At 64.4% G+C, this 22,312-nt stretch carries 26 protein-coding genes; 10 read left to right on the top strand and 16 right to left on the bottom strand.

Annotated elements, in window-relative coordinates; translation table 11 throughout:
* The first annotated feature begins 15 nt into the window (after positions 1-15).
* On the top strand, positions 16-702 hold the full coding sequence (locus ACNO8S_RS06730) for a protein sorting system archaetidylserine synthase (protein ID WP_050038016.1): 687 nt from the start codon (positions 16-18) through the stop codon (positions 700-702).
* A 25-nt stretch (positions 703-727) separates the two neighbouring features.
* Here ACNO8S_RS06730 and ACNO8S_RS06735 read toward each other — a convergent pair whose 3' ends face one another.
* A complete protein-coding gene (locus tag ACNO8S_RS06735) occupies positions 728-1,504 on the bottom strand; it encodes an alpha/beta fold hydrolase (RefSeq protein ID WP_420182696.1) in 777 nt (258 codons plus the stop codon).
* A gap of 147 nt (positions 1,505-1,651) precedes the next feature.
* Here ACNO8S_RS06735 and ACNO8S_RS06740 point away from each other — a divergent pair, with 147 nt between their 5' ends.
* Positions 1,652-1,897, top strand: a complete 246-nt coding sequence (locus tag ACNO8S_RS06740; RefSeq protein ID WP_420182697.1) for a DUF7127 family protein — start codon at positions 1,652-1,654, stop codon at positions 1,895-1,897.
* Positions 1,897-4,170, top strand: coding sequence for a CDC48 family AAA ATPase (locus tag ACNO8S_RS06745; protein ID WP_420182698.1), 2,274 nt, complete (start codon positions 1,897-1,899; stop codon positions 4,168-4,170). Before ACNO8S_RS06740 ends, ACNO8S_RS06745 begins: the two co-directional genes overlap by 1 nt.
* A 77-nt stretch (positions 4,171-4,247) precedes the next feature.
* Here ACNO8S_RS06745 and ACNO8S_RS06750 read toward each other — a convergent pair whose 3' ends face one another.
* The gene (locus ACNO8S_RS06750) at positions 4,248-5,000 is read right to left on the bottom strand and encodes a TrmB family transcriptional regulator sugar-binding domain-containing protein (protein WP_050038019.1); all 753 of its coding nucleotides are present in this window, start codon (positions 4,998-5,000) and stop codon (positions 4,248-4,250) included.
* Between the two features lie 131 nt (positions 5,001-5,131).
* Between ACNO8S_RS06750 and ACNO8S_RS06755 the strand changes: the two genes are divergently transcribed.
* Both ACNO8S_RS06755 and ACNO8S_RS06760 read left to right on the top strand, forming a co-directional pair.
* Positions 5,132-6,667: a sensor histidine kinase gene (locus tag ACNO8S_RS06755; RefSeq protein ID WP_050007108.1), complete on the top strand. Its 1,536-nt coding sequence runs from the start codon at positions 5,132-5,134 to the stop codon at positions 6,665-6,667.
* 61 nt (positions 6,668-6,728) lie between these two features.
* Positions 6,729-7,289 (top strand): DUF420 domain-containing protein, encoded by a 561-nt coding sequence (locus tag ACNO8S_RS06760; RefSeq protein WP_014040288.1) that lies wholly within the window; start codon positions 6,729-6,731, stop codon positions 7,287-7,289.
* 85 nt (positions 7,290-7,374) lie between these two features.
* On the opposite strand, the gene ACNO8S_RS06765 is transcribed toward ACNO8S_RS06760, so the two are convergent.
* The 5 genes from ACNO8S_RS06765 to ACNO8S_RS06785 all read right to left on the bottom strand — a co-directional run bounded on the left by ACNO8S_RS06765 (position 7,375) and on the right by ACNO8S_RS06785 (position 10,938).
* A complete protein-coding gene (locus ACNO8S_RS06765) occupies positions 7,375-7,935 on the bottom strand; it encodes a GNAT family N-acetyltransferase (RefSeq protein WP_050038021.1) in 561 nt (186 codons plus the stop codon).
* 61 nt (positions 7,936-7,996) lie between these two features.
* A complete protein-coding gene (gene purF / locus ACNO8S_RS06770; protein WP_050007107.1) occupies positions 7,997-9,439 on the bottom strand; it encodes an amidophosphoribosyltransferase in 1,443 nt (480 codons plus the stop codon).
* Between the two features lie 14 nt (positions 9,440-9,453).
* Positions 9,454-9,627 carry a 50S ribosomal protein L37e gene (locus ACNO8S_RS06775; protein ID WP_004517916.1) on the bottom strand — a complete coding sequence of 58 codons (174 nt, stop codon included), beginning with the start codon at positions 9,625-9,627 and terminating at the stop codon, positions 9,454-9,456.
* Positions 9,624-9,806: an LSM domain-containing protein gene (locus ACNO8S_RS06780; protein ID WP_004517917.1), complete on the bottom strand. Its 183-nt coding sequence runs from the start codon at positions 9,804-9,806 to the stop codon at positions 9,624-9,626. The genes ACNO8S_RS06775 and ACNO8S_RS06780 overlap by 4 nt, the downstream gene beginning before the upstream one ends.
* 73 nt (positions 9,807-9,879) lie before the next feature.
* Positions 9,880-10,938: a M20/M25/M40 family metallo-hydrolase gene (locus ACNO8S_RS06785; protein WP_420182699.1), complete on the bottom strand. Its 1,059-nt coding sequence runs from the start codon at positions 10,936-10,938 to the stop codon at positions 9,880-9,882.
* A 114-nt stretch (positions 10,939-11,052) separates the two neighbouring features.
* On the opposite strand from ACNO8S_RS06785, the gene ACNO8S_RS06790 reads away from it, so the two are divergent.
* Positions 11,053-11,334: a hypothetical protein gene (locus tag ACNO8S_RS06790; protein WP_050007106.1), complete on the top strand. Its 282-nt coding sequence runs from the start codon at positions 11,053-11,055 to the stop codon at positions 11,332-11,334.
* A gap of 97 nt (positions 11,335-11,431) precedes the next feature.
* The gene (locus ACNO8S_RS06795) at positions 11,432-12,382 is read left to right on the top strand and encodes a zinc-dependent metalloprotease (protein ID WP_014040293.1); all 951 of its coding nucleotides are present in this window, start codon (positions 11,432-11,434) and stop codon (positions 12,380-12,382) included.
* A 36-nt stretch (positions 12,383-12,418) separates the two neighbouring features.
* On the opposite strand, the gene ACNO8S_RS06800 is transcribed toward ACNO8S_RS06795, so the two are convergent.
* Together ACNO8S_RS06800 and ACNO8S_RS06805 are read right to left on the bottom strand one after the other, a co-directional pair.
* A complete protein-coding gene (locus ACNO8S_RS06800; protein WP_023843253.1) occupies positions 12,419-12,949 on the bottom strand; it encodes an Rrf2 family transcriptional regulator in 531 nt (176 codons plus the stop codon).
* 76 nt (positions 12,950-13,025) lie between these two features.
* Entirely contained in the window at positions 13,026-14,570 is a 1,545-nt protein-coding gene (locus tag ACNO8S_RS06805) for an alkaline phosphatase family protein (protein WP_050038024.1), read from the bottom strand.
* 121 nt (positions 14,571-14,691) lie between these two features.
* Between ACNO8S_RS06805 and ACNO8S_RS06810 the strand changes: the two genes are divergently transcribed.
* Complete coding sequence (locus ACNO8S_RS06810) at positions 14,692-15,117, top strand: DUF5796 family protein (RefSeq protein ID WP_050038025.1); 426 nt, start codon at positions 14,692-14,694, stop codon at positions 15,115-15,117.
* A gap of 41 nt (positions 15,118-15,158) precedes the next feature.
* On the opposite strand, the gene ACNO8S_RS06815 is transcribed toward ACNO8S_RS06810, so the two are convergent.
* Positions 15,159-15,293 (bottom strand): DUF7128 family protein, encoded by a 135-nt coding sequence (locus ACNO8S_RS06815; protein WP_004517924.1) that lies wholly within the window; start codon positions 15,291-15,293, stop codon positions 15,159-15,161.
* Positions 15,294-15,378: 85 nt separating this feature from the next.
* Here ACNO8S_RS06815 and ACNO8S_RS06820 point away from each other — a divergent pair, with 85 nt between their 5' ends.
* Positions 15,379-17,496, top strand: coding sequence for a CDC48 family AAA ATPase (locus ACNO8S_RS06820; RefSeq protein WP_064288019.1), 2,118 nt, complete (start codon positions 15,379-15,381; stop codon positions 17,494-17,496).
* A gap of 255 nt (positions 17,497-17,751) precedes the next feature.
* On the opposite strand, the gene ACNO8S_RS06825 is transcribed toward ACNO8S_RS06820, so the two are convergent.
* The 5 genes from ACNO8S_RS06825 to ACNO8S_RS06845 all read right to left on the bottom strand — a co-directional run bounded on the left by ACNO8S_RS06825 (position 17,752) and on the right by ACNO8S_RS06845 (position 20,659).
* Positions 17,752-18,771 (bottom strand): DUF4349 domain-containing protein, encoded by a 1,020-nt coding sequence (locus ACNO8S_RS06825; protein ID WP_151146358.1) that lies wholly within the window; start codon positions 18,769-18,771, stop codon positions 17,752-17,754.
* Between the two features lie 78 nt (positions 18,772-18,849).
* The gene (locus ACNO8S_RS06830) at positions 18,850-19,668 is read right to left on the bottom strand and encodes a carbon-nitrogen family hydrolase (RefSeq protein ID WP_050038028.1); all 819 of its coding nucleotides are present in this window, start codon (positions 19,666-19,668) and stop codon (positions 18,850-18,852) included.
* Complete coding sequence (locus ACNO8S_RS06835) at positions 19,665-20,096, bottom strand: SRPBCC family protein (RefSeq protein ID WP_008309269.1); 432 nt, start codon at positions 20,094-20,096, stop codon at positions 19,665-19,667. Before ACNO8S_RS06835 ends, ACNO8S_RS06830 begins: the two co-directional genes overlap by 4 nt.
* Positions 20,097-20,163: 67 nt before the next feature.
* Complete coding sequence (locus tag ACNO8S_RS06840; RefSeq protein WP_004592831.1) at positions 20,164-20,391, bottom strand: DUF7123 family protein; 228 nt, start codon at positions 20,389-20,391, stop codon at positions 20,164-20,166.
* 64 nt (positions 20,392-20,455) lie between these two features.
* Complete coding sequence (locus ACNO8S_RS06845; RefSeq protein WP_004961543.1) at positions 20,456-20,659, bottom strand: hypothetical protein; 204 nt, start codon at positions 20,657-20,659, stop codon at positions 20,456-20,458.
* Between the two features lie 114 nt (positions 20,660-20,773).
* Between ACNO8S_RS06845 and ACNO8S_RS06850 the strand changes: the two genes are divergently transcribed.
* Complete coding sequence (locus ACNO8S_RS06850; protein WP_050038029.1) at positions 20,774-21,961, top strand: LEA type 2 family protein; 1,188 nt, start codon at positions 20,774-20,776, stop codon at positions 21,959-21,961.
* Positions 21,962-21,985: 24 nt separating this feature from the next.
* Here the strand turns inward: ACNO8S_RS06850 and ACNO8S_RS06855 are convergent, their stop codons facing one another.
* On the bottom strand, positions 21,986-22,216 hold the full coding sequence (locus tag ACNO8S_RS06855) for a HalOD1 output domain-containing protein (RefSeq protein ID WP_050038030.1): 231 nt from the start codon (positions 22,214-22,216) through the stop codon (positions 21,986-21,988).
* Between the last annotated feature and the right edge of the window lie 96 nt (positions 22,217-22,312).

Genomic DNA, 22,312 nt, shown 5'->3' on the forward strand with positions numbered 1-22,312 from the left:
GCCAACCGGGAAACCATGGGCTTCGAGGTACGCCGACGACTCAGTGTCGCCGACACGGTGACGTTGTTCAACGCCGTCGTCGGGTTCGTCGCCGGAGCCATCGCCTTCACCGACCCGCATCTGGCCGCTCGGCTCATTCTGCTGGCTGTTATCGCCGACGCTATCGACGGGATCGTCGCCCGGAACGGCGACAGTTCGGCGGTCGGCCCGCTGCTCGACTCTGTGACTGACGTGGTCTCCTTCGGCGCGACACCGAGCCTCTTTCTGTACGTGCTGTTGACAGACGCCTACGGCGGCATCGAGTCCGCCCACCCGGCCGTGTTCATCGGCCTCGCCCTGCTCGCCTCCGCGTACGTCGTGTGCTCTATCGTCCGGACCGCGTTCTACTCGACGTACTTCGATTCTCCCGACGAGCGGCCGGGTATGCCGAACACGCTCGGGAGTATCATCATCGCGACGGCGTATCTGAGCGGCGTCACGAACCCGCTCGTGCTGAGCGTCGGCGCGCTCGGCCTCTCGCTTGCGATGATTGCGCCCTTCGACTACCCCAAGCCAGGGCCGAAACACGCCATCCCGATGGGTGTCGTGCAGGCCGTCGCCGTCGTCGCACCAGCGGCGTTCTTCCGGGCTGGGCCGCGGGCGATGCTCGCCATCGCGCTGCTGTTTTTCGCGCTCGGGCCGTGGGTCTACTCCGGAGAGTAACCCCTCTCCAGCCGCTCAGGCCCGCTCAGACCGTGTCATCGATGAACTCCTCTAGGACGTCGTTGAACGTCTCGGCCTGTTCGACCATCGCGAGGTGTGCAGCGGCGGGAATAAACGACACCGCTCCGTCTTGGACCTCGCGGGCCAGTGTCTCGTGATACGCACGCGGGGTCAGTTTGTCGTGTTCGCCACAGACGGCCAGCACGGGCACGTCAATCTCGCCCAGTCGCTCGCGCACGTCGAAACCGTGACACGTCATGAAGTCGCGGCGGGTCACCGCCTGCCCGACCGCCGCCATCTGCTCGTGGGAGCGCGACACGGCCTCGTAGTCGGTGTCGTGGAACAGGCGGTCCCGTTCGTGCAGGAACTCGACGGCGCGGTCCCAGTCGTCCGCGAGCCACTCCTGTAATCCTTCGAACACCGGGAGTTCGGGGCCGGTCCCCAGCAACACTATCGCCTCGGGCGTCCAGTCCCGCTCCAGGGCGACCCACTGGGCGACGGCCCCGCCCAGCGAGTTCCCGACCAGCACCTCCGCGTCTGTCTCCCGCCCCACAGCGACCACGTCGTCCGCGTAGGCGTCGAGTGTCGTGGTCCCGGCGCCGGTGTCGATATCGTCCGAATCTCCGTGCCCTGACAGGTCCAGTGCGACGGCGGGATGGGTCGGTCCGGATGGCGCGTACTGGCGACCCCACACGCGGTGTGTCGCCCCGCTGCCGTGGACATACAGCGCCGTCGGCCCCGATGCCGCAGGCTGTGTCTGTCTGTACGCCGTGCCTCGCCCGTTGTGACTGACCCGTTCCATGCGACACCGTTCGGAAGCGGTGTGGATAAAAGGTTGGCGCGCCCAAATAGAGTGTGAACCGCATTCAAGCAATTCGCTCTATATTTCCGCCGTACAGCGTATTTCTGCGATAGGTTTATATACTTGTCACGCTTACTTTGAGTTAGCATGACTTCAGAACAGCAGTTGTTCGACGAGACGCCCCTCCGCCGATTCGAGTACGACGACAGCGTCGTGCTCGCGGCGGACGTGGGACCTGCCGCCGATGCGAGTGTCGATGTGGTCGACGGGACCGTCATCGTCGTCGCAGACGGCCACCAGTACGAACAAGACCTCCCCGCCGACGACGCACAAGCGTTTATCAACCACGGGGTTCTCACTATCGAAGTGTCAGACGGCGAGGGAGATAACTGATGAGACTTACAGTTAAACCACTCAAACAGAAAGACGCTGGCCGTGGCCTCGCAGCAATCGACCGCGCTGCGATGGACGAACTCGAACTCGAGAACGGCGACTACATCGTTCTCGAGGGGAAACAGGACAGCCGCGCTGTCGCCCGGGTCTGGCCCGGCTACCCCGAGGACGAGGGGAACGGCATCGTCCGCATTGACGGGCAGCTTCGCCAGGAGGCCAACGTCGGTATCGACGACCCCGTCAACATCGAGAAGGCCGACGTCAACCCCGCGACCTCGGTCACCGTCGCGCTGCCCCAGAACCTTCGGGTCCGGGGCAACGTCGGTCCGATGATCCGCAACAACCTCAGCGGCCAGGCCGTCACGCAGGGCCAGACGGTTCCGGTGAGCTTCGGCCTCGGACCGCTCTCCTCGATGTCCGGCCAGAAGATCCCGCTGAAGATCGCCGAGACCGAGCCCTCCGGCACGGTCGTCGTGACCGACTCCACGGACATCCAGGTCAGCGAGATGCCCGCCGAGCAGGTCCACAGCGGCGAGGGCGCACCTGAAGCGAGCGACACTCCCGACGTGACCTACGAGGACATCGGCGGGCTCGACCGCGAACTCGAACAGGTCCGCGAGATGATCGAGCTGCCGATGCGCCACCCCGAACTGTTCCAGCAGCTCGGCATCGAGCCGCCGAAGGGCGTCCTCCTGCACGGCCCGCCCGGCACGGGCAAGACGCTGATGGCCAAGGCCGTCGCCAACGAGATCGACGCGTACTTCACCACTATCTCCGGGCCGGAGATCATGTCGAAGTACTACGGCGAGAGCGAGGAGCAACTCCGTGAGGTCTTCGAAGAGGCCGAGGAGAACGCCCCCGCTATCGTCTTCATCGACGAGATCGACTCCATCGCCCCGAAGCGTGGCGAGACCCAGGGCGACGTGGAGCGCCGCGTCGTCGCCCAGCTGCTCAGCCTGATGGACGGGCTCGAAGAGCGCGGACAGGTCATCGTCATCGGCGCGACCAACCGCGTCGACGATATCGACCCCGCCTTGCGCCGTGGCGGCCGCTTCGACCGCGAGATCGAAATCGGCGTCCCGGACAAGAAGGGCCGCAAGGAGATCCTGCAGGTCCACACCCGCGGGATGCCCCTCTCCGAGGAGATCAACATCGAGAACTACGCCGAGAACACCCACGGCTTCGTCGGCGCTGACCTCGCGACCCTCACGAAAGAGAGCGCGATGAACGCCCTCCGGCGCATCCGCCCCGAACTCGACCTCGAATCCGACGAGATCGACGCCGAGGTGCTCGAACGCCTGGAGATCAGCGACAAAGACTTCCGCGAGGCGATGAAGGGCATCGAGCCCTCCGCGCTCCGGGAAGTGTTCGTCGAAGTCCCGGACGTCACCTGGGACTCCGTCGGTGGACTCGAAGACACCAAGGAACGGCTCCGGGAGACCATCCAGTGGCCTCTGGAGTACGAAGACGTGTTCGAGTCGATGGACCTCGAAGCCGCGAAGGGCGTACTGATGTACGGCCCGCCCGGCACCGGGAAGACGCTCTTGGCGAAGGCCGTCGCCAACGAGGCCCAGTCCAACTTCATCTCCGTGAAGGGGCCGGAACTCCTGAACAAGTTCGTGGGTGAGTCCGAGAAGGGCGTCCGCGAAGTGTTCAGCAAGGCCCGCGAGAACGCCCCGACCGTGGTGTTCTTCGACGAGATCGACTCCATCGCCGGCGAACGTGGCGGCGGCACGACCGACTCCGGCGTCGGCGAACGCGTCGTCTCCCAGCTCCTGACGGAACTGGACGGGATCGAGGACATGGAGAACGTCGTGGTCGTCGCGACCACGAACCGGCCGGACCTCATCGACGACGCGCTCCTGCGCCCCGGCCGACTCGACAGGCACGTCCATGTGCCCGTCCCGGACGAGGAAGCGCGCCGCGCCATCTTCCAAGTCCACACCCGCGACAAGCCGCTGGCCGACGGCGTCGACCTCGACGACCTGGCCAGCCGCACGGACGGCTACGTCGGCGCGGACATCGAAGCGGTCGCCCGCGAGGCGTCGATGGCCGCGACCCGGGAGTTCATCAACAGCGTGGACCCCGAGGACATCGGCGACAGTGTCAGCAACGTCCGCGTGACGATGGACCACTTCGAGCACGCGCTCTCCGAAGTCGGCCCCAGCGTCACCGAGGAGACCCGCGAGCGCTACGACGAAATCGAGCAGCGCTTCGACCGGGCCGAACCCGGCGTCACTGACGAGAGCACGGCCAGTCGCACCTTCCAGTAGCGACGGTCGGCACTCGATAGCGACGGTCGACACACCGACGCTGATTGTTACGTCTTACAGGCGATTTTCTCGCTGCGTTATTCGTCGTCAGCCCTGTCCAGCGTGATCTCGCGACACTCGTAGGCTTCCTTCGTCGCACCGGCCCCGCCGACAGTGACCGGTCCGGCATCGGTCTCGATAGTGAGTGACCGTTCGGCCGGGTTCGTGCTCGATGCGGGATAGACGACGCTCTGCCGGACGTTTATCACCGGTCCCGATATCGTCGTCTCCGTCCGGTCCGCAGTCGAGATGACCCGAGCGCGAGCAGTGATCGCCGTCCCCGCGCGCAACGCCAGCGCCGCCATGAGTACCGCGAACTGGAACGCGGAGAACGTTCGCGGGAACGCACACACGCTAGCGATGTAGTGTTCCGTCCCCATCAGCCAATGAGTGCCGAGAAACATCGCGAATTCGTCGTGAGCGAGGTTTTCGTTGTCGAACTCGGTCGCCTGATATTCTGCTATCGAGTCGGTCAGCAGTCCGGAATGCCCAGTGAGTCCGCGCTGGATATCTGCGGTCACGAGCAGTGGGGTAATACCGCTCTCGATTGTCCTGACCGCCGTTGCGATATCCTCGTATGCGGGCGTCGGTGCCGTCGCATCGCCGTGGACCAGTAACAATACCAGTACATCCCGCTCGATAGCGGCGCTGAGTTGCGGGACAAACTCCGGGAGGGACGATTTCGGGACCGCAACCGTGAGGCTCTCCTCGGCACTGTCGATAAGAGATTGTATCGCATCGATGACTGCCGACTGGGTCCGATGGATTTCCAGCCCCGGTTGTGCCATCATCAAAGGATACGGTGCCGTGTGTATAAATCGTCCCCTGAAATGAGCAATAGCGTCGCTGAGATGGTAGAGGTGTCAACAATGGAGTATTTCGTGGTGTAACTTCTTTATGCGTGTGTCTCCTCGGAAGGGTGATGAAGTCACAGCCCACCGTCCTGTTTGTCCGTAGTCCGAGCCAGGACAGGGCCGCGATTTCGATGCTCCGGGACAGTGATCTCACCGTCCACGAATTCGACGGTGTTCGCGATCTGGAGTGTGCGCTCGGCGACTACGACACGGACTGTGTCGTCACGAACTGCGAAGTGGAGAACCCGGACGGGACACAGTATCTCGGTGGGTTGACCCTTATTGATCGACTGCAACGAAATCACCCCGAACTCCCGGTCGTCCTCTTTGCCGAGGTGACAAACGGCGACATCGCCCGCGAGGCCTACAGCCGCGACGTGTTCGGCTACGTTCCGAGCACAGTGAGCGACGCTCACCAGCGGCTTCTGGCGCGGGTCGACGCCGCCGTCGCTTCCAGCCCGGCCCGTCAACGGGCGAACAAGCGAAAACAGCTCAACGAGGCCGTCCGGCTGGTCAATCAAGCGCTCGTCCGCTCACAGTCGCGGGTGGATATCGAACGCGACGTCTCGGCGGTTCTGGCGGGCACAGCCAGATACAGCGAAGCCTGTACGGTGACCTGTCAGCACGACAGGCCGGTCGTTCGAGCGCTGGGTTCACAGCGGGACCGCGTCTCCATCACCGTGCCGGAGCCGTTGTGCCGCGCCGAGTCGGAGGACCGACTGGTCGTTGCGGATATCGACCCAGCAACGTTCGCAAATGACACAGACGCACTGGAAACGGACTGCGCCCGAGTTCTCGCTGTCCCACTGGTGTACGATGGGACATCGTACGGCGTCCTCGGAGTGTACGCCGACCGCGTCGATATCTTCGACACGGAAGAACAGGACACGTTCCGGGAAGTCGGCCACAACATCGCGCTGGCTATCGACGCGAGCCAGACGAAAGACGCGCTCCAGCAGCGGACGACGGAACTGGAACGACAAAAAGAGCGACTCCGAGAGCTCGCACAGATAATCTCACACGAGCTCCGGAACCCGCTTCAGGCGGCGATGGGACGAGTCGAACTGCTAGCCGCGGAACACGCCGCCGAGGAGTTCGACGCCATCCAGCGCAGCCACACCCGCATGTCGTTTCTCATCGACGACCTCATGGAAATCGCCCGTCAGGGTGGCCGACAGTACACCGTCGAGCCGGTAACACTCTCAGACGTGATGGCGAACGCCTGGACGACGGTCGACACCGACGGGTCGACCATCGAAATCGACTGTACCGAGACGATACTGGCCGATAGTGGCCGACTGTGTCAGCTCGCGGAGAACTTCTTCCGGTTCGCGACGGAGCAGGGCAATACCGAGAAGATAACGATCACGGACACGGTCGACGGGTTCGCCCTCGAACACGACGGCACCCCGTTGGAGACGGGAAACGAGAAACCGTTTGAACTCTACTACGCCTCCAGTGACGAAGGGGTCGGGCTCCACCTCGCCGTGATCCGGGAAATCGCACACGGTCACGGGTGGGAAACCGCCCTCTCCAACGACTCGACGGGACGGGTCCGACTGGACGTAACCGACGTCGAGCGGCCGGCAGCGAAAACCACGTAGCGACCCCGCCTCGCCGTACGTGACTCGAAACCGTATTTTGCGTCCAGTCCGGAGTTGTGGTATGGATCTTCAGGCTCGGTATCGCGTGCCAGCACTCACTGGCCTGTTGACGGTCGTGTCGCTCGCGCTCGTGTTCGGGGCCGTTCTCGGGGCGATTCCACAGTCCGCTCTCCCGGCTGCACCCGCGAGCGTACTCGGGGCGATCCCCCACGCCAACGCCGTGGTCAGCGCCCTCGCTATCGGAACAATCGTCGGCGGTATCCGAGCGATCCGCCGCGGCGATGTCGCCCGACACCGGAAGCTGATGCTCTCCTCGTTCGGCCTGTTCGCTCTGTTTCTCGTCCTGTACCTCTACCGGATAACGCTTGAAGGGCCGACGGACTTCACCGGCCCGGCAGTCGTCGAGACGTACTTCTATCTCCCCTTCCTCGCTATCCACATCCTGCTTGCCATCATCGCCATCCCGGCGGTGTACTACGTCCTGCTGCTGGCCTACACGTACCCCGTCTCGGAACTGCCGTCGACGAACCACCCGCGGGCCGGAAAGCTGGCCGCGGGGCTGTGGCTGATCTCCTTCTCGATGGGGATCGCCGTCTACGCGATGCTGTATCTGGTCTGGTAACGTCATAGTGATTATTGCGAGTCAGTACCACATCGACCGCACGACAGCGTGCGGTCGGAGCGGCAACCAGTCGCAATACTCACTATCAGTCGCTCTCCGTTCGGAGCAACCCAAACCACAACATGTCACGCCACGCGCCGTCGAGATACCACTCTTCGCGGTGTGTCCCTTCCTTCGTGAATCCAAGCCGTTCGACCACCGCGACGGAGCGGTCGTTCCCGCCCACAATCTTTGCCGACCACTTCCGGAGCGCCCGCTGGTCGAAGCCGTACCGGACCAGTCTGCCCGCCGCCTCAGTGGCGTACCCCTCGCCCCAGGCGTCCGGGTCAAGCCAGTAGCCCAGTTCGGCTGTGCCCCGCTCCGGGTCGTGGTCAGTCATGGCGACGAGCCCGACCGGTTCGGTTCGGTCCTCGACCCGTCCGGGACTCCCGGCCGGGTCGACACAGACCAGCAGATGAACCGAGTCCTCATTGGAAAGTGTCTCCTCATAGAACGTCTCCAGTTGGTCGGCGGTTGAGGGTTTCGCGTACGTCCCCAGCCCCCAGACCTGTTCGTGGTGGAACACCTGCCGTATCCAGTCGAGGTCGTCGCGGTCTGGTGACCGGAGGGCTGTCCGCTCGGTTTCGAGAAACGCGGGACCAGGCATGGCTGGACGCTCACCCGGAGGCAGTAAAAACGTGATGCCTTTGTGGCCGCTCACAGCCGCCTTAGTCGTCAGCTGGGCGCGACTGCGTGCCGATGTCCGGGCGGGCCACGTCGCGGTCCGTCGCCTCGCCATCAATGTCGTAGGGGTATTCGCCGGTGACACAGCCGAGACAGAGGTCAGACCGGCTCTTGTCCAGCGTTTCCGCGATGGCGTCGATAGAGAGATACGACAGCGAGTCCGCCTCGATTTCCTCACGGATTTCCTCGACGGACTGGTTCCCGGCGATGAGTTCATCGCGGGAGGCCATGTCGATGCCCATGTAGCACGGGGCGACGATGGGCGGCGCGCCGATGCGGACGTGGACCTCCTCGGCACCGGCGTCTTTCAGCAACTGAATCAGTTGCGTCGAGGTGGTCCCGCGGACGATAGAGTCGTCGATGATGGTGACACTTTTCCCCTCGATGGTCGATTTGATGGGGTTGAGTTTCAACCGGACGGCCCGTTCGCGCTCGTCCTGAGTCGGCATGATGAACGTCCGGCCGACGTACCGGTTTTTCATCAGCCCCTCGGCGAACTCGATGTCCGAGCCGTCGTCCTGTGCGGCCTCGGCGTAGCCGGAGGCGAATGCACGCCCGGAGTCAGGCACCGGCAACACCACGTCTGATTCGACGCCGGACTCCTCCCAGAGTTTCCGGCCCAGTTCGCGCCGGACCTCGTAGACGAGGTTCTCGTCGATGGTCGAGTCCGGTCGCGCGAAGTAGACGTGCTCGAAGAAGCAGTGGGCCGTGTTCTCGGGCTCGACGAGCTGGTAGGTGTCGTAGCCGGTGCCGTCGGCGTGCAAGACGACGAGTTCGCCGGGCTTGACGTCCCGGATGAGTTCGCCGTCGAGCGTATCGATGGCGGCTGATTCGGAGGCGAGGACGTAGCCGTCCTCGAGTTCGCCGATACACAGCGGCCGGTTCCCCTGCGGGTCGCGCACGCCGAGCACCGTCTCGTCGTGCATAATCGTCAGCGAGTACGACCCGTGGATACGGTTCATCGTTCGCTTGACAGCCCGAACCAGGTCCTCCTCTAAGAGATTACGCGCGAGGTCGTGGGCGATGACCTCGGTGTCGCCGTCTGAAGTGAAGGCGTGGCCGAGGTCGGCCAGTTCGTCGCCGATCTCGTCGGCGTTGACGAGGTTCCCGTTGTGGGACAGCCCCAGCGACCCCGACTTGAACGAGACGGAGAACGGCTGGGCACAGCAGGCGTTGACGCTCCCGGCGGTCGGGTATCGGACGTGGCCGATACCGTTCGCGCCGTTGAGCGATTCCAGGTCACCGGGGTCGAAGGCGTCACCGACGAGGCCCATCTCGACGTGGCTGTACTGCTGGAACCCGTCGTGGGTGACGATACCGGCTGATTCCTGACCGCGGTGCTGGAGCGCGTACAAGGAGTAGTAAAGCGGTCGGGCGGCGTCACGGTCCTCCAAAGAGATGCCAACAACGCCGCACTTCTCGTGCATTTGTGTTGAGTGTGTTATTCGCCCGCTTTCGACTGCCACTCGTAGTCACGCCGCTTGGCCGACTTGCCGAAACCGCACGACGAGCAGACCTTCTTTTTCGTGTGATACGACTTTTCGCCACACCGTCGACACTTCGTGTGCGTCGTGGTGTTTTTCTTGCCCTGACTCGGAGTTCCTGCGCCAGTCATGGAGTAATTGAGACGACGTTATCGCCGCGTATAATCGTTGTGTCTTCATCCTCGACGACGAGGTTCATGTGTTGATCGTAGCCGGTGAGTTCTCCTTCAAAGAGTTCGCCACCTTTCAGCTGTACGGTGACTGTCTCACCGAGGGACGCTTCGAGTACATCCAGCGGTCGTCCACTCATGTACGGTTTGGATAGTGACGGGCGCTTAAACGTACCGTTTGTATGGTGGCACGCGCGAGGCTGGTCCGCTTCCCTACACGTCGACGCTAAAGGGCGCTCGGTCGGCCGCTCGGACGGCGAAGCCGGCCAGCAGGTCCGCTAGCGCGTCGAGGTCGTCGGGATCGATGACCTCGACCGGCGTGTGCATGTAGCGGTTCGGAAGTCCGACGTTGACCGACGGAATCCCACCCCGAGAAGTGTAGAAGGCGTCCGCGTCGGTTCCGGTCCTGCTGCCCGTCGCCTGCAACTGAATGTCGATGTCCTCCTCTTTGCCGGTCTCTCGGAGAGCGTCGACGGCGACCGGATGGTTCGCGCTCCCGCGAGCGACGACCGGCCCCTCACCGAGTTCGACGCCGGTGTCGGCTTTGCCCGGCGAACCCGGCGAGTCCGTCGCGTGGGTCACGTCAACGGCGATAGCGACATCCGGCGCGAGATCGAACCCGACCATCTTCGCCCCCTGGACGCCGACCTCCTCCTGCACCGTGGAGACGGCGTACACCGTCGCGTCCGCCCCGGCCTCCGCCGCGCGCCGAAGCCCCTCAGCGGCCGCCCAGATGCCGATACGGTTGTCCATTCCTCGGGCCGCGAGGCGGCCGTTCTCCAGTTCGCTCAGCGTCTGGACGAACGTCACCGGGTCGCCGCGGTCGACGAGTGATTCCACCTCGTCACCGTCCTCGGCCCCCACGTCGACGTGCTGTTCGGCGATCTCCGGCACGGAGTCGTCGTCCGAATCCCGGAGGTGAATCGCGGTCTGGCCCACGACGCCCGATACCGGCCCGTCGGCCGTGTGAATGGTGACGTGTTGCCCGCGCGAGACGGTCTTGTCCGAGCCGCCGATGCGGCCCAGTTTGACGAAGCCGTCGTCGGTGAGGTCCCGGACGATGAAGCCGATTTCGTCGCCGTGGCCCGCGAGCGCGACGGTCGTGTCGCCACCTTCGACCTTCGCGACGGCGTTGCCGTAGTCGTCCGTTCGGACCTCGTCGGCGAACTCGCTGACGTAGTCGAGCCACACCCGCTGGCTGTCGGCCTCGTACCCCGACGGGCCGGGCGTCGTCAGAAGCGATTCCAGGAACTCGCGTCGTCGTGTGTCCATACGCGGGATAATCGCCCCGTGGTCATGAAAACAGCGGACGGCACGCGGTCTGGGACCGTCCCACCGTGGCTCTGGTACCGCCACGGCTAAGAGTCACGGCGTCGAACTGTCAGTATGGCCGAATTCACTCTCCTCGAACTGCATCTGGACGGCGCTGAGTTCACTGCGAACGCCCCGTTCAGTGCTCCCGACGATGATGACGAGTCGGACAGCAAATCACGGTGGTCCCGGTCCCGGACGAGCGAGACGACCAACGAAACGGACGCTGAGGCTGACGGTGGCCGTAACGTCGGTCGCCTCGCGCTCGCGGTACTCGGTGCCGTCGGGCTCGTCGCGGTCGTCCTGCGTCTGTACCTCGGCGGGTCAGACGGGGACGACCGCGACGAAGCCCTGTAAGGGACAGCGTCCAACTCCACAGCAAGGCCACGAACCGAACGCCGGTGGTCGTTTTCACAGGGAGAAGGCCTATTTTCTCCGGCCACATTTCAGACGTATGGGAATATACCACAGCGTTCAGGCTGTCGCCGGTGCGACCGGTGACGGCCCCATCGACTGGAGTGCCGTCGCCGACGCCGCGAAGGGCGCGACGGACACGGGCGACCTCACCGTCGAGACGCCCGAACGCGACGGCTACGCCACCGACGTTCGGGACGCCAGAGATCGCGTCCGGGAGGTCGGCGAACTCGCCTTCGACCTGCCCGAAACCGTCGAGATCCAGAACCGCCACCACTGGATTGACGCCAACGTCGCCACGTTCAGCCGCGTGATGGAGCCGATTGAACAGCAGGCCGAGTACATCCCCGGCATCGCCCGCGTCGTCAACACCGGATCGATGGCCGTTGCGCTCTCGTTTCTGGGGAACAACGTCCTGGGTCAGTACGACCCCGTCCTGCTCGCGGACAACGACGCCCACGCGCTGTACTTCGTGCGCCCCAACATCCATCGGGTCGCCGACCAGTTGAACGTCGAGCGGGACCGCTTCCGCCGCTGGATCGCGTTCCACGAGGTCACCCACGCGGCGGAGTTCGGCGCGGCCCCGTGGCTGTCCGACCACCTCGAAACGGCGATGGAGGACGCCATCGACAACCTCACCGACGGCAACATCGACCGGACGACGCTGGGCGAACTCGACACCACGATGACCGCCGTCGAGGGGTACGCGGAACTGCTGATGGACCGCGCCTTCGACGACGAGTACGACGACCTGCGCCGGAAAGTCGACGAGCGCCGGCAGGGGCGTGGCCCCATCGCGTCGCTCATGCGCCGGCTGCTCGGCCTCGGGATGAAGCGCCAGCAGTACGAACGCGGGAAGGCGTTCTTCGACACGGTCGCCGACGCCCGCGGCGTCGCTGCGGCCGGGCGCGTCTGGGACTCGCCGGACACCCTCCCCACCGAAGACGAGATAGAGACGCCGACGCTGTGGATCGACCGCGTCGACCCCTGAAAGCGCTACAGCACACTGCGTGGCCGCACGGACCGCTTATTTCTCCGGTTCTTCCACAGGCGCTTCGATCTTCGCGACGTCGAGGAGGATTTCGCTGTTCGATTCGTCGACGGCGACAACCGTCCCGGCGACGACGAGCTTCGAGATTGGCGTCGGCCCGAGAATGACGGCCTGTCCCTCGCTGAAGTCCTGCACCGAGCTCTGGAGGTGGAACCGGGCACGGCACTTCTCCGGGTCGTGGACGTTCGTGAAGTTGATTTCCTCGACGGTGACGTCGACGCGCTCGTAGTCGTGGGCAACGACGACGCTCTCGGCCTCGTCTATCTGTTGGCGGTCGATTGCGTCGAAGGCCTCGGACGTCGGCTTGTACCCGCCCGTCGGGCCGGGAATGCCTTCGACGAGTCCCAGCGAGGTCAGACTCTGCATCTGGTTCCGTACCGTTCCGGGGTTCCGGTCGATCTCCTCCGCGATTGTCTCGCCGGTAACTGCCTCACCGGTCTGTTGATACCTGTTTACCAGCGTCGTAAGCATTGTTCGCTGGCTGTTGTTCAGATCGATGCTAACCATACCGGTGTGTATCGGGAGCGGCTACTTATCCCATTGGGTTCACTCATTTGAACGCCGGTCGAACTCACAGACGGACCTACTCCATGTATCCCAGTTGTTTCAGCCGGTCTTCGACGGCGTCGCCGTCGTCGCTTCCGAGGGCGTCCTCGATACTGAGTGGGGCACGCTCGCCGACAGCGGGGTCCTGGGGGAACACCGGGAGGACCTCGCCGCGCATGTCCGTCGGCACCGCACAGCCGTGGGCGGCCAGCACCGTCGGCGCGATGTCGAGAATGCTGATTCTGTCGAGTTCGCCCTGCGGCTCGAAGTCCGGCCCGCTGGCGGCGAAGATGCCGTAGGGCGTGTTCTCGGCCGCCCAGCGGTCGGGGCCGCTCTGGACGGTCCCGCCGCCGATGCCGTCGTTGACGTGGACGCCCGGGCGCTGGTCGACGACGACCTCCGGGCCGGCGTCGACGTAGGGGCCGTTGTACACGTCCTCGCCTCTGTAGACGTCCGTGAACAGCGGGCCGTGCTCGTCTTCTACCTCGCGGAGGTCGGCCATGAGCGACTCACGGACCGATTCTACGTCGAACCGGGGGTTGATGTACACCGGCCCCTGCCCGCTGGCGACGACCTTCGTCTGTTCCAGGTCGATGGCTTCGAGCTTTCGGTCCCGTTTGACGCCGTCGCGTTGCGGGACGAGTTGCTGGATGGACTCGGGGACGACGCGGGCAAGTGTGTCGACCAGTCCAGCCCGCTTTGCGACCGCGAGCAGGTTCTCGCGGTCGAGCCCAATTTGCGTGAGAAGCGCGTCGACGCTTGTGTCCCGAACTTGGTAGCCGTTCTCGGCCAGCCACTCGTTGATGTAGAACTCCGTCTGGGTCGCGTCACAGCCGTGGTCGGACATCAGGACGAGGTTCAGGTCCTCGCGGTCGTCGAGTCGGCCGACCCACTCGTCGACTATCTTCCACGCACGCAAGCTCGGCTCGTCGTCCCAGAAGAAGTGATGCAGGACGTTGAGATAGAACAGCGTGACGTGGACGAAATCGAGGTCCCGCTCGTCCATGAGCGTCGTCGCCACCTCGAAGCGCTTCTCTAGCAGGTCCAGAATGGCCTCGACTTCCGCGCCGCGCTCGTCGTTCGAGGACAGCAGCGGGTCCGGGTGGACGCTGTAATCGAACCGTGATTCGAGTTCGTCGGCCAGTTCCGGCGGCGAGGTGTAGCCGGAGCTGATCGACCGGTATTCGCCCTCGACGGCGTCCGGACCCCCGGCGACGACGAGGTCGTCGATGTCCCGCGGCGGGTACATCGTCGGCATGTTGACGACACCGGCCGACTGCCCCTCGTCGTTGAGGTAGTCCCACAGCTCGGCGGTGTCGTAGTCGCCGCCGTTCATCACGTTGATCTCGCCCGCGGCGAGGTCGACGTTCTCGAACCAGAAGACGCCGAACCCGCCCGGGTCTTTGCCCGAGGAGTAGCACTTCCAGTTCGGGAACGTCACCGGCGGCAGACAGCTCTGCGTCCCCGCCCAGGTGCCGGTGTCCCGCAGCGCGGCCAGATTCGGGAGCTCGCCGGCCTCGATCCACGGGTCGAGCAGTTCCCAGCTCGCTCCGTCGAGTCCGACGACGAGGGTCTTCGTCATGGTGAGACGGAGACAGGCGAGTCACTAGTCCCTTTCGCACCCCGTCCAAGGGGTTGGGAACCGACCGGTCGGCTGAAACGGACAACGCGTCACTTTTGAGCGCGCCGCCGGAAGGGCCGGTATGAGCAACCGGTCGGACATCGCACCGGACACCGTCTCGGTCGAGTTGACCGAGGACGGCGTCGTCGTGGAGTACCTCGACGGCCGCCAGGCGTTCTATCACGGCGTCCCAACGGCGGTCGAAGGGAGTATCCAGACTGCGCCGGGAAAAGACACACACGTCCTGATTACCGACGAGACGGAGACGTCGGGCATCCTCGTGTACGTCAACGACCTCCGGACCCACGACGATATTCTCGAAGAGACAGGCGTCGGACGGGTCATCCTCGACGACGGCGAGGAGGACGAACTGTTCCCGGGTGTTACGGTCCGAGACAATCAGATGCGGACGGAAGTAGACGTGGACTACGACGTAACGAACGGCCGCGTGTTCGTCTTCGAGGAGGACGAACTCGGCGAGCGGAGCTTCGAGATCGTCGAGGCGTGATGCCTGTGGTGCGGGTGGCGTGACTGCGAGGGCGAGGGCCGCTACTGGATGTAGGACGGGTCTTCGTCGTCACAGTTCTCCTCGTGCTGGCGCGCGTCGCTCTGGTCGTCGAACATCAGGCCACAGGTCTCGCACTTGTACCAAGTGACCTCGTCTCGCTCGGTTTGGACAACCATACCTGAAATTCCGACGGCCGACCGTATATTATTTTCCCGCAACACAACGGGAACCCTCAAGGGAGTCGGATTGCAAGAAGGCGGCATGAGCGGGTCCACTGACGCCGGTGTCGAACTCACCGTCGAGGGTGCGAACAAGCGCGACGCCGGGCGCGGTATCGCACGACTACCGGAGTCCGCACGGACCGAACTCGGGGTGTTGAGCGGGTCGCCCGTCATCATCGAAGGCGACGACAGAACCGTCGTGAAGGTCTGGCCCGCGGACGACGACGGCTCCTTCGTCCGCATCGATTCAGACACCAGAGCGAACGCCGGGGTCAACATCGGCGACACGGTTACAGTGACCAGCGGGTCGGTCTCCGAGGCCACTGAGATCGCCGTCCAGTCGGTCGAACCGATACCGGGCAGCGAGGACTACGAGAGCCTGGTCAGGAAGCGGCTGGTCGACCAGATAATCCAGGCCGACGAGCGGACCCACATCGAAGGGCTGGGCACGTTCCTCGTTCGCAAGACCTCTCCCTCGGGGCCGGTTCGCGTCACCGGCACGACGGCAGTGACTGTGCTGCCGGGCCTCGACGGTGGCAGCGATGCGGGCCAGTCGTCGTCCGGTGAGGCAACAACGGCGAACACACCGACCGCCGAGACGGAATCGGGGGTGAGCTACGAGGACATCGGCGGCCTCGACGAGGAACTGGATCGTATCCGTGAAATGATAGAGATGCCCCTCTCGGAGCCCGAGGAGTTCCGCCGTCTGGGTATCGACCCGCCCAGCGGCGTCCTCCTGCACGGCCCGCCCGGGACGGGGAAGACCCTCATCGCGCGAGCGGTGGCAAACGAGGTCGACGCCTACTTCGACACTATCTCCGGCCCCGAAATCGTCTCCAAGTACAAGGGCGAGAGCGAGGAGCGGCTCCGGGAGGCCTTCGAAAAAGCCGAAGCGAACGCGCCGGCTATCCTCTTCGTCGACGAAATCGACTCCATCGCCGGCTCCCGCGACGAGGACGCCGACATGGAGAACCGGGTCGTCGCCCAGTTGCTCACACTGATGGACGGCCTCGAAGACCGGGGCCGGGTCGTCGTCATCGGGGCGACGAACCGCGTCGACGCCATCGACCCGGCGCTGCGCCGGGGCGGACGCTTCGACCGCGAAATCGAGATCGGTGTGCCCGGCGAGCACGGTCGCCGCGAGATTATGGACGTCCACACGCGGGATATGCCGCTGCACGACGACGTGGACCTCGACCGCATCGCCGCACAGACCCACGGCTTCGTCGGGGCGGACCTCGCGTCGCTGACCACCGAGGCCGCAATGGCCGCGCTCCGGGCCGACCGCGACGACGGCGACGTCCACCAGGACGACTTCGAGACCGCGCTCGCCACCGTCGACCCCAGCGCGATGCGGGAGTACGTCGCCGAGTCGCCGACGGCGACCTTCGACGACGTGGGCGGGCTGTCCGAGGTCAAGCAGACGCTGACGGAGGCCATCGAGTGGCCGCTGTCGTACACTGAGCTGTTCACCGCGACCAACACCGACCCGCCGAGCGGCATCCTGCTGTACGGCCCGCCGGGGACAGGCAAGACGCTGCTGGCTCGGGCCGTCGCTGGCGAGAGCGACGTGAACTTCATCCACGTCGCCGGCCCCGAAATCATGGACCGCTACGTCGGCGAGAGCGAGGAGGCGGTCCGGGAACTGTTCGAGCGCGCCCGCCAGACCGCGCCGAGCATCATCTTCCTCGACGAGATCGACGCCATCGCCAGCCACCGCGGTCAGGGCAACGAAGTCACCGAGCGCGTCGTCTCCCAGCTACTCGCTGAACTCGACGGCATCACCGAGAACCCCAATCTGGTCGTACTGGCTGCGACTAACCGCCGGGACATGATCGACGATGCGCTCCTGCGACCGGGTCGCCTCGAACAGCACGTCGAGGTCCCGAACCCCGACCGTGAAGCCCGCGAGGAGATTCTCGCCGTCCACACCGACGGAAAGCCGCTCGCTGATGACACCGATATGAGGGACCTCGCCGAGGAGACCGACGGCTTCTCGGGTGCAGAACTGGAGGCCGTCGTCCGCGAAGCGTCGATGCTGGCCATCCGTGAGGTGGCGTCCGCCTACGGGCCGGAAGAGGCCACCGAGAACGCCGACGAAGTGGAGATCACGCCAGAACACTTCGGTGAAGCGCTGGAGCGGGAACGGACGCGGTAGCTCGCAGGATATCTTCGTCGCAGTAGCTGCTGAGTGGACGTTTTAGATCGATAGTATCCGAAAGACGAGGAGAGGCGAAAGGATCGACTCCGGGAGAGGAGTGAAAAGGCTGTCCGGACAGCCTTGGCGGACGAGCGACGCCGAGTGGCCGAGCAGCGAGACGGGCGTTAGCGCCGGCATCGACGTGAAAAGCGCCTTGCCGGCAGCTACTCGTAGCGAGTGCACACGCAAAAAAGGCCCGGTGTTCGGTTCCGGCTACGCGTCCCTGTCTGGCGACTCCATGTCCGATTCCTCAGTGGATTCCTGCTGTGGGGCGTCGCTTTCGCCTCCACCGGCACTGTCTTCTGTGGCGGGTTCCGACGCGCCACGTCGGCCCAGCAGCGGGACCGACCGACCGCGAAGGAGCCGTCGACCACCGACGACTGGGACGGCGAGGACGACGATCCACGGCGCGAGACTCGCAGCGGTCACGAGCAGCCCACGAGTGAACACGTACACGTCGGTCACTGACGAGAGGAACGCAGCGACAAGCGACCGCTCGTGGTACGGCACTTGCTGGGCCGACGGCTCGGGCGCTGGCTCGTGAATCTCGACGCGCAGCGTCGAGTAGGCGACCCGCTGTTCGAGCGAGCGCTTCTGTGCTTCGAGGCGTTCGATGTCGCTCTGGACCGACGAGAGTTCCTCTTCGATGCGGAGCAGTTCCGCCGTGCTGTTTGCCTGCTCGTAGAAGGTCCGCAGTCGGTCGCGGCGCTCCCGGAGGTTGGTTAGCCGCGCTTCGAGGTCGACCAGTTTGTCGGTCACGTCTTTCGTGGTCGTTTCCTCGGAGCGCACCGTCCCCTGCTCGCTCACCATCGACTGCGTCGGTTCGTACTCCTCGCTTGGCACTCTGACCACGATGTACCCGGTGTACCACGCCTCGCCGTCGCTGCGGTGGAGTTCGCGGTTGGAGTCGCTCACGTACCCGCCGGACGTGCGCGCCCGAGCAGCGATTGCGTCGGCTGTCGTGGAGTAGTTCTCCACTTCGACCACCATCCGACCGTTGCGGATGATGGCCCGGTCAGCCGCCGCGTCGCCGGCCTGAATATTCCCGCTATCCGCGGCGTTCGCCTCGGAGTCCGCTTCGACGGGTTGGCTCGACCCGCCGTCGCCGCTGGACATCTGTGCGCCGTCACCGCCGCCCTGTGCCTCGCCCGCATCGCCGCTCCCACCCATACCGGTACAACCGGCAAGGAGGAGGAGACCGACGACAGCGAGGACCCTGATTCGCGAAGCCATACGGGTCGTACTCGTCCTGAGAGCGGCATAACGACGGCGAACGCTCAAAAACCGCTTTTTGTAAAACAGCGACTGCAGTTACGGCCAGTCCGTCCGGCGGTCAGCGAGCGCCGGGAACTCCTCGCGGACCTGGTCGACGCGAGCAGGGTCGAGGGTGGCAGTCACCAGCGCCGGGTGGTCGTCGGCGCTGGCGAGCGTCGTTCCCCACGGGTCGTACACCGTCGACCGACCCAGCAGTTCCGCGTCCTCGAACTGGCCGACACCGTTCGCTGCGGCGACGTACAGCTGGTTTTCGACGGCGCGGGCGCGGCCGAATAGCTTCCAGTGCTCGACGCGGGGATAGGGCCACGCGCTCGGGACGAGCGTCAGCGTCACCCCCTCGTCGACGAGATGGCGATACAGCTCCGGGAACCGGAGGTCGTAGCAGGTGGTAATGCCGACGGTGAACCCCTCGAAGTCGACGGTCGGAATCCTCCGGCCGGCTTCGAGCAGTTGGGACTCCGCCGAGTCGTAGCCGAACAGGTGATGTTTGCGGTACACCGCCTGTCGTTCCCCGTCGCGGTCGAAGAACACGGCGGTGTTCGCCATCCCCTCCGGAGCCGGCGTGTCGAAGCCGCTGTCGGCGCTGGCTTCGAGGTCCTCGACGATACTTCCGGCGAGCACCGCCACGTCGTTGTCCGCGGCGACGCCGCGGATTCGGGTGAGTGTCTCGCCCTCCAGCCCCTCTGCTTCGCGGGCGTAGCGGTCGAACGCGAAGTAGCCGACGTTGAACAGTTCCGGGAGCACGACGAGGTCCGCGCCGTCCGCGGCCGCGTCCTTGATGGCGGTGGTTGCGCGGCCGACGTTCTCTGCCACCGCGTCCGACGACACGTCTATCTGGGCAAGCGTGAGTCTCATGCTTCGACTTCGAGGTCGTCCCGCAGCGCCTGTTCGAGGTTCTGCATCTCGTCGTCGAGGTTCCGCTTGAAGAACCGCTCGACGCCCGGGAGCTTGCCGTCGACGATGAACCGGTTGGTCAGTTTCGTGCCGCCGTCGGCCGTCTCTTCGAGTTCGTGTTCGCCCTGGACGGTCATCACTTTCGAGCGACCGATGAAGCGGGCGTACTCCGGGCGGCGCTGTTCGACGTCCTCGGTTTTCACCGTCATCGTCTGGCTGACCACTGGAATCGGGAGTTCTATCGACCAGTTCGCGTGTGTGTCGTCGATGACTTCCCAGTCTGTGACGACGCTGATCGGCCGGGCCCGTTTATCCGGGTCGGTGATGAATTCCCAGACACGCTCCGGTGTGGCCGGCACAGTCATCGTTCGCTCGGCCCGGACAGTCATGGAAGGTACTCGGGACTACTGGCCGATGAATCCACCGATTGTCACAGTGCGTAAAACCCGGCAGCGGCTATCCCGTCGGTGTGACGCGCCACGTCGTCGACCGCGCTCGGCCCCACTTCTCGATCTCGACTTCGTCGGCCTCCTCAGCTAAGCGTGGCAGCCGCGCTCCCACTTGCTTCGACGAGAGGCCGAGCTGCTCAGCGATGTTCTTCGCGCGGAAGTAGCTCTCTCCACGCGAGACGCTGTCCCGGAGATATTCGAGAATGCGTCGGTCTTCCTCGCTGTAATCGGCCATACTAGAGAATGGGTCTCAGCGTTTTTAACGGTTCCCTTCACAGTCTCTCCGCTGATACCGGGCGTCAGGCGTCGTAGGCGTGAATCGCCACGATAGCCACAGCCGCGGCCAGCATTGCGAGCCCGAACGCGCCGCCGGACGTCACGAGCAGATTGCCGGTCTCAAGCTCCTGTGCGTGCAGAATCGCGTAGTTGTAGCTGTTGGTTGCTGTGACTACCGCCGCGCCGACCGAGACGAGTCCGAACAGCAGGGCCAGGCCCGTCCCCATGTCGCTTTTGGACGCCTTGGAACTCATGTACGACGCTTTCGGTGTTGCCCACTTAGTTCATTCGGGCTGGGGCCACAGGACATATACCGGCCCGTCGAAGATGGGTGTACAACTATGGGATGGTTGAAAATAGTTGGTGTACTGGTCGTCGCGGTCGCCGCTGTCGCAGGGGGCAGCGTCGCGCTCGGCGTTCTGGGCACACCCAGCGTCGCGTCCGTGGACAACCACTTCGCGGACGTCTCGAACCAGACGACCGCTGTGGCGACGAACCTGACCGTGACCAACCCCAACCCAGTCGGTGTCCAGCTGGGCGGTGTCGGACTCAATTACACCATCTCGATGAACGGCGTGGAGATGGCACAGGGCGACAGGCAGGGCATCGGCCTCGGGACCGGCAACTCGACGCTCGCGTTCAGCACCGAGATGCAAAACGACCGTATCCCGCCGTGGTGGGTCACCCACATCGACAACGGCGAGACGACGACGGTCGGTATCGACGCTACCGTCACCTCCTCAACGCTCGGGGGCCGGTCAGTGTCGTTCAGCCAGGAGCGGACCATCGAGACGGACCTCCTCAGCCAGTTCAACTCCACCGAGACGCGCCCCGTCGAGGCGGACCAGCCGCTTGTCTCGGACCCCGTCATCTACATCAACGAGACCCGCGGCGCGTGGGACCAGGAGAACCTCACCCAGTCCGAGACGCCGCTGAACCTCGCGTTCGACGTGTACAACCCCAAGCCGTACCCCTACACGATCACCAAAGTCGGTTACACCATCCGGATGAACGACGTGACCGTCGGCGAGGGCGAGACTGACCGTGGCTACGTCCTCAGCCCCGGCCAGGAGACGACACTCGAAGCGAACACCGCTATCCAGAACGGGAACCTCGACCGCTGGTGGGTGACCCACCTCCAGCGAAACCAGCGGACGGACCTCTACATCGATTTCTACCTCGTGCTGGAGGGCGGCGGGGAGCAGTTCCGGGTCGATCTGGACGCTATCGATTACCAACAGGAGATCCAGACGGATATCTTCGGCAACAAAGCACAGTACCCGACCGGCAACGGAACGAGCGCTGAGCCCGACAACGGGTCGGCCGACGAGTCACCGGACGGCGACGAGGAAACTGAAACCCCGACGCCGACACCGACGGAGACCGAGACGGATGACGGGCTACTGGGTGGCGACGAGTCTGAGACGGAAACCGCAACGCCAACCGAGACGGAGACAGAATCGGAAACCGCGACGCCGACGGAGACAGCGACTGAGACCGAAACCGACGACGGCGGCCTGCTCGGGTAGCCAGCGCTGCCAGTTTACTATCCCTCAGTTCTCGACACAGAGCGTCCCCGTGTCATCGACTGATACCGTATAGCCACAGTACTGGAACAGCATCGGTAACTCCTCTGACGGGGCATCCAGCACCGCGTCCAGTCGCTCACCGTCAACGACCATCTCAAGGCTCCCAAGTTGTGTAGGGTGGCAGTCCTCAAGTGCCGCGATGGTCTCTTTGACGGCGATATGAATGGGTGTCGATGGGTCGACAGGCCGCTTCATACTGGACCGTTCACGATGTCCGATGAAAGGTGCAGGTGTTTTTCACAGCAACCGATCGTGGTAGTGAAACTGCCAAATTACGTGGTAGAGTCGGAA

Source organism: Haloarcula sp. KBTZ06, from assembly GCF_048595605.1.
Classification (GTDB): domain Archaea; phylum Halobacteriota; class Halobacteria; order Halobacteriales; family Haloarculaceae; genus Haloarcula; species Haloarcula hispanica.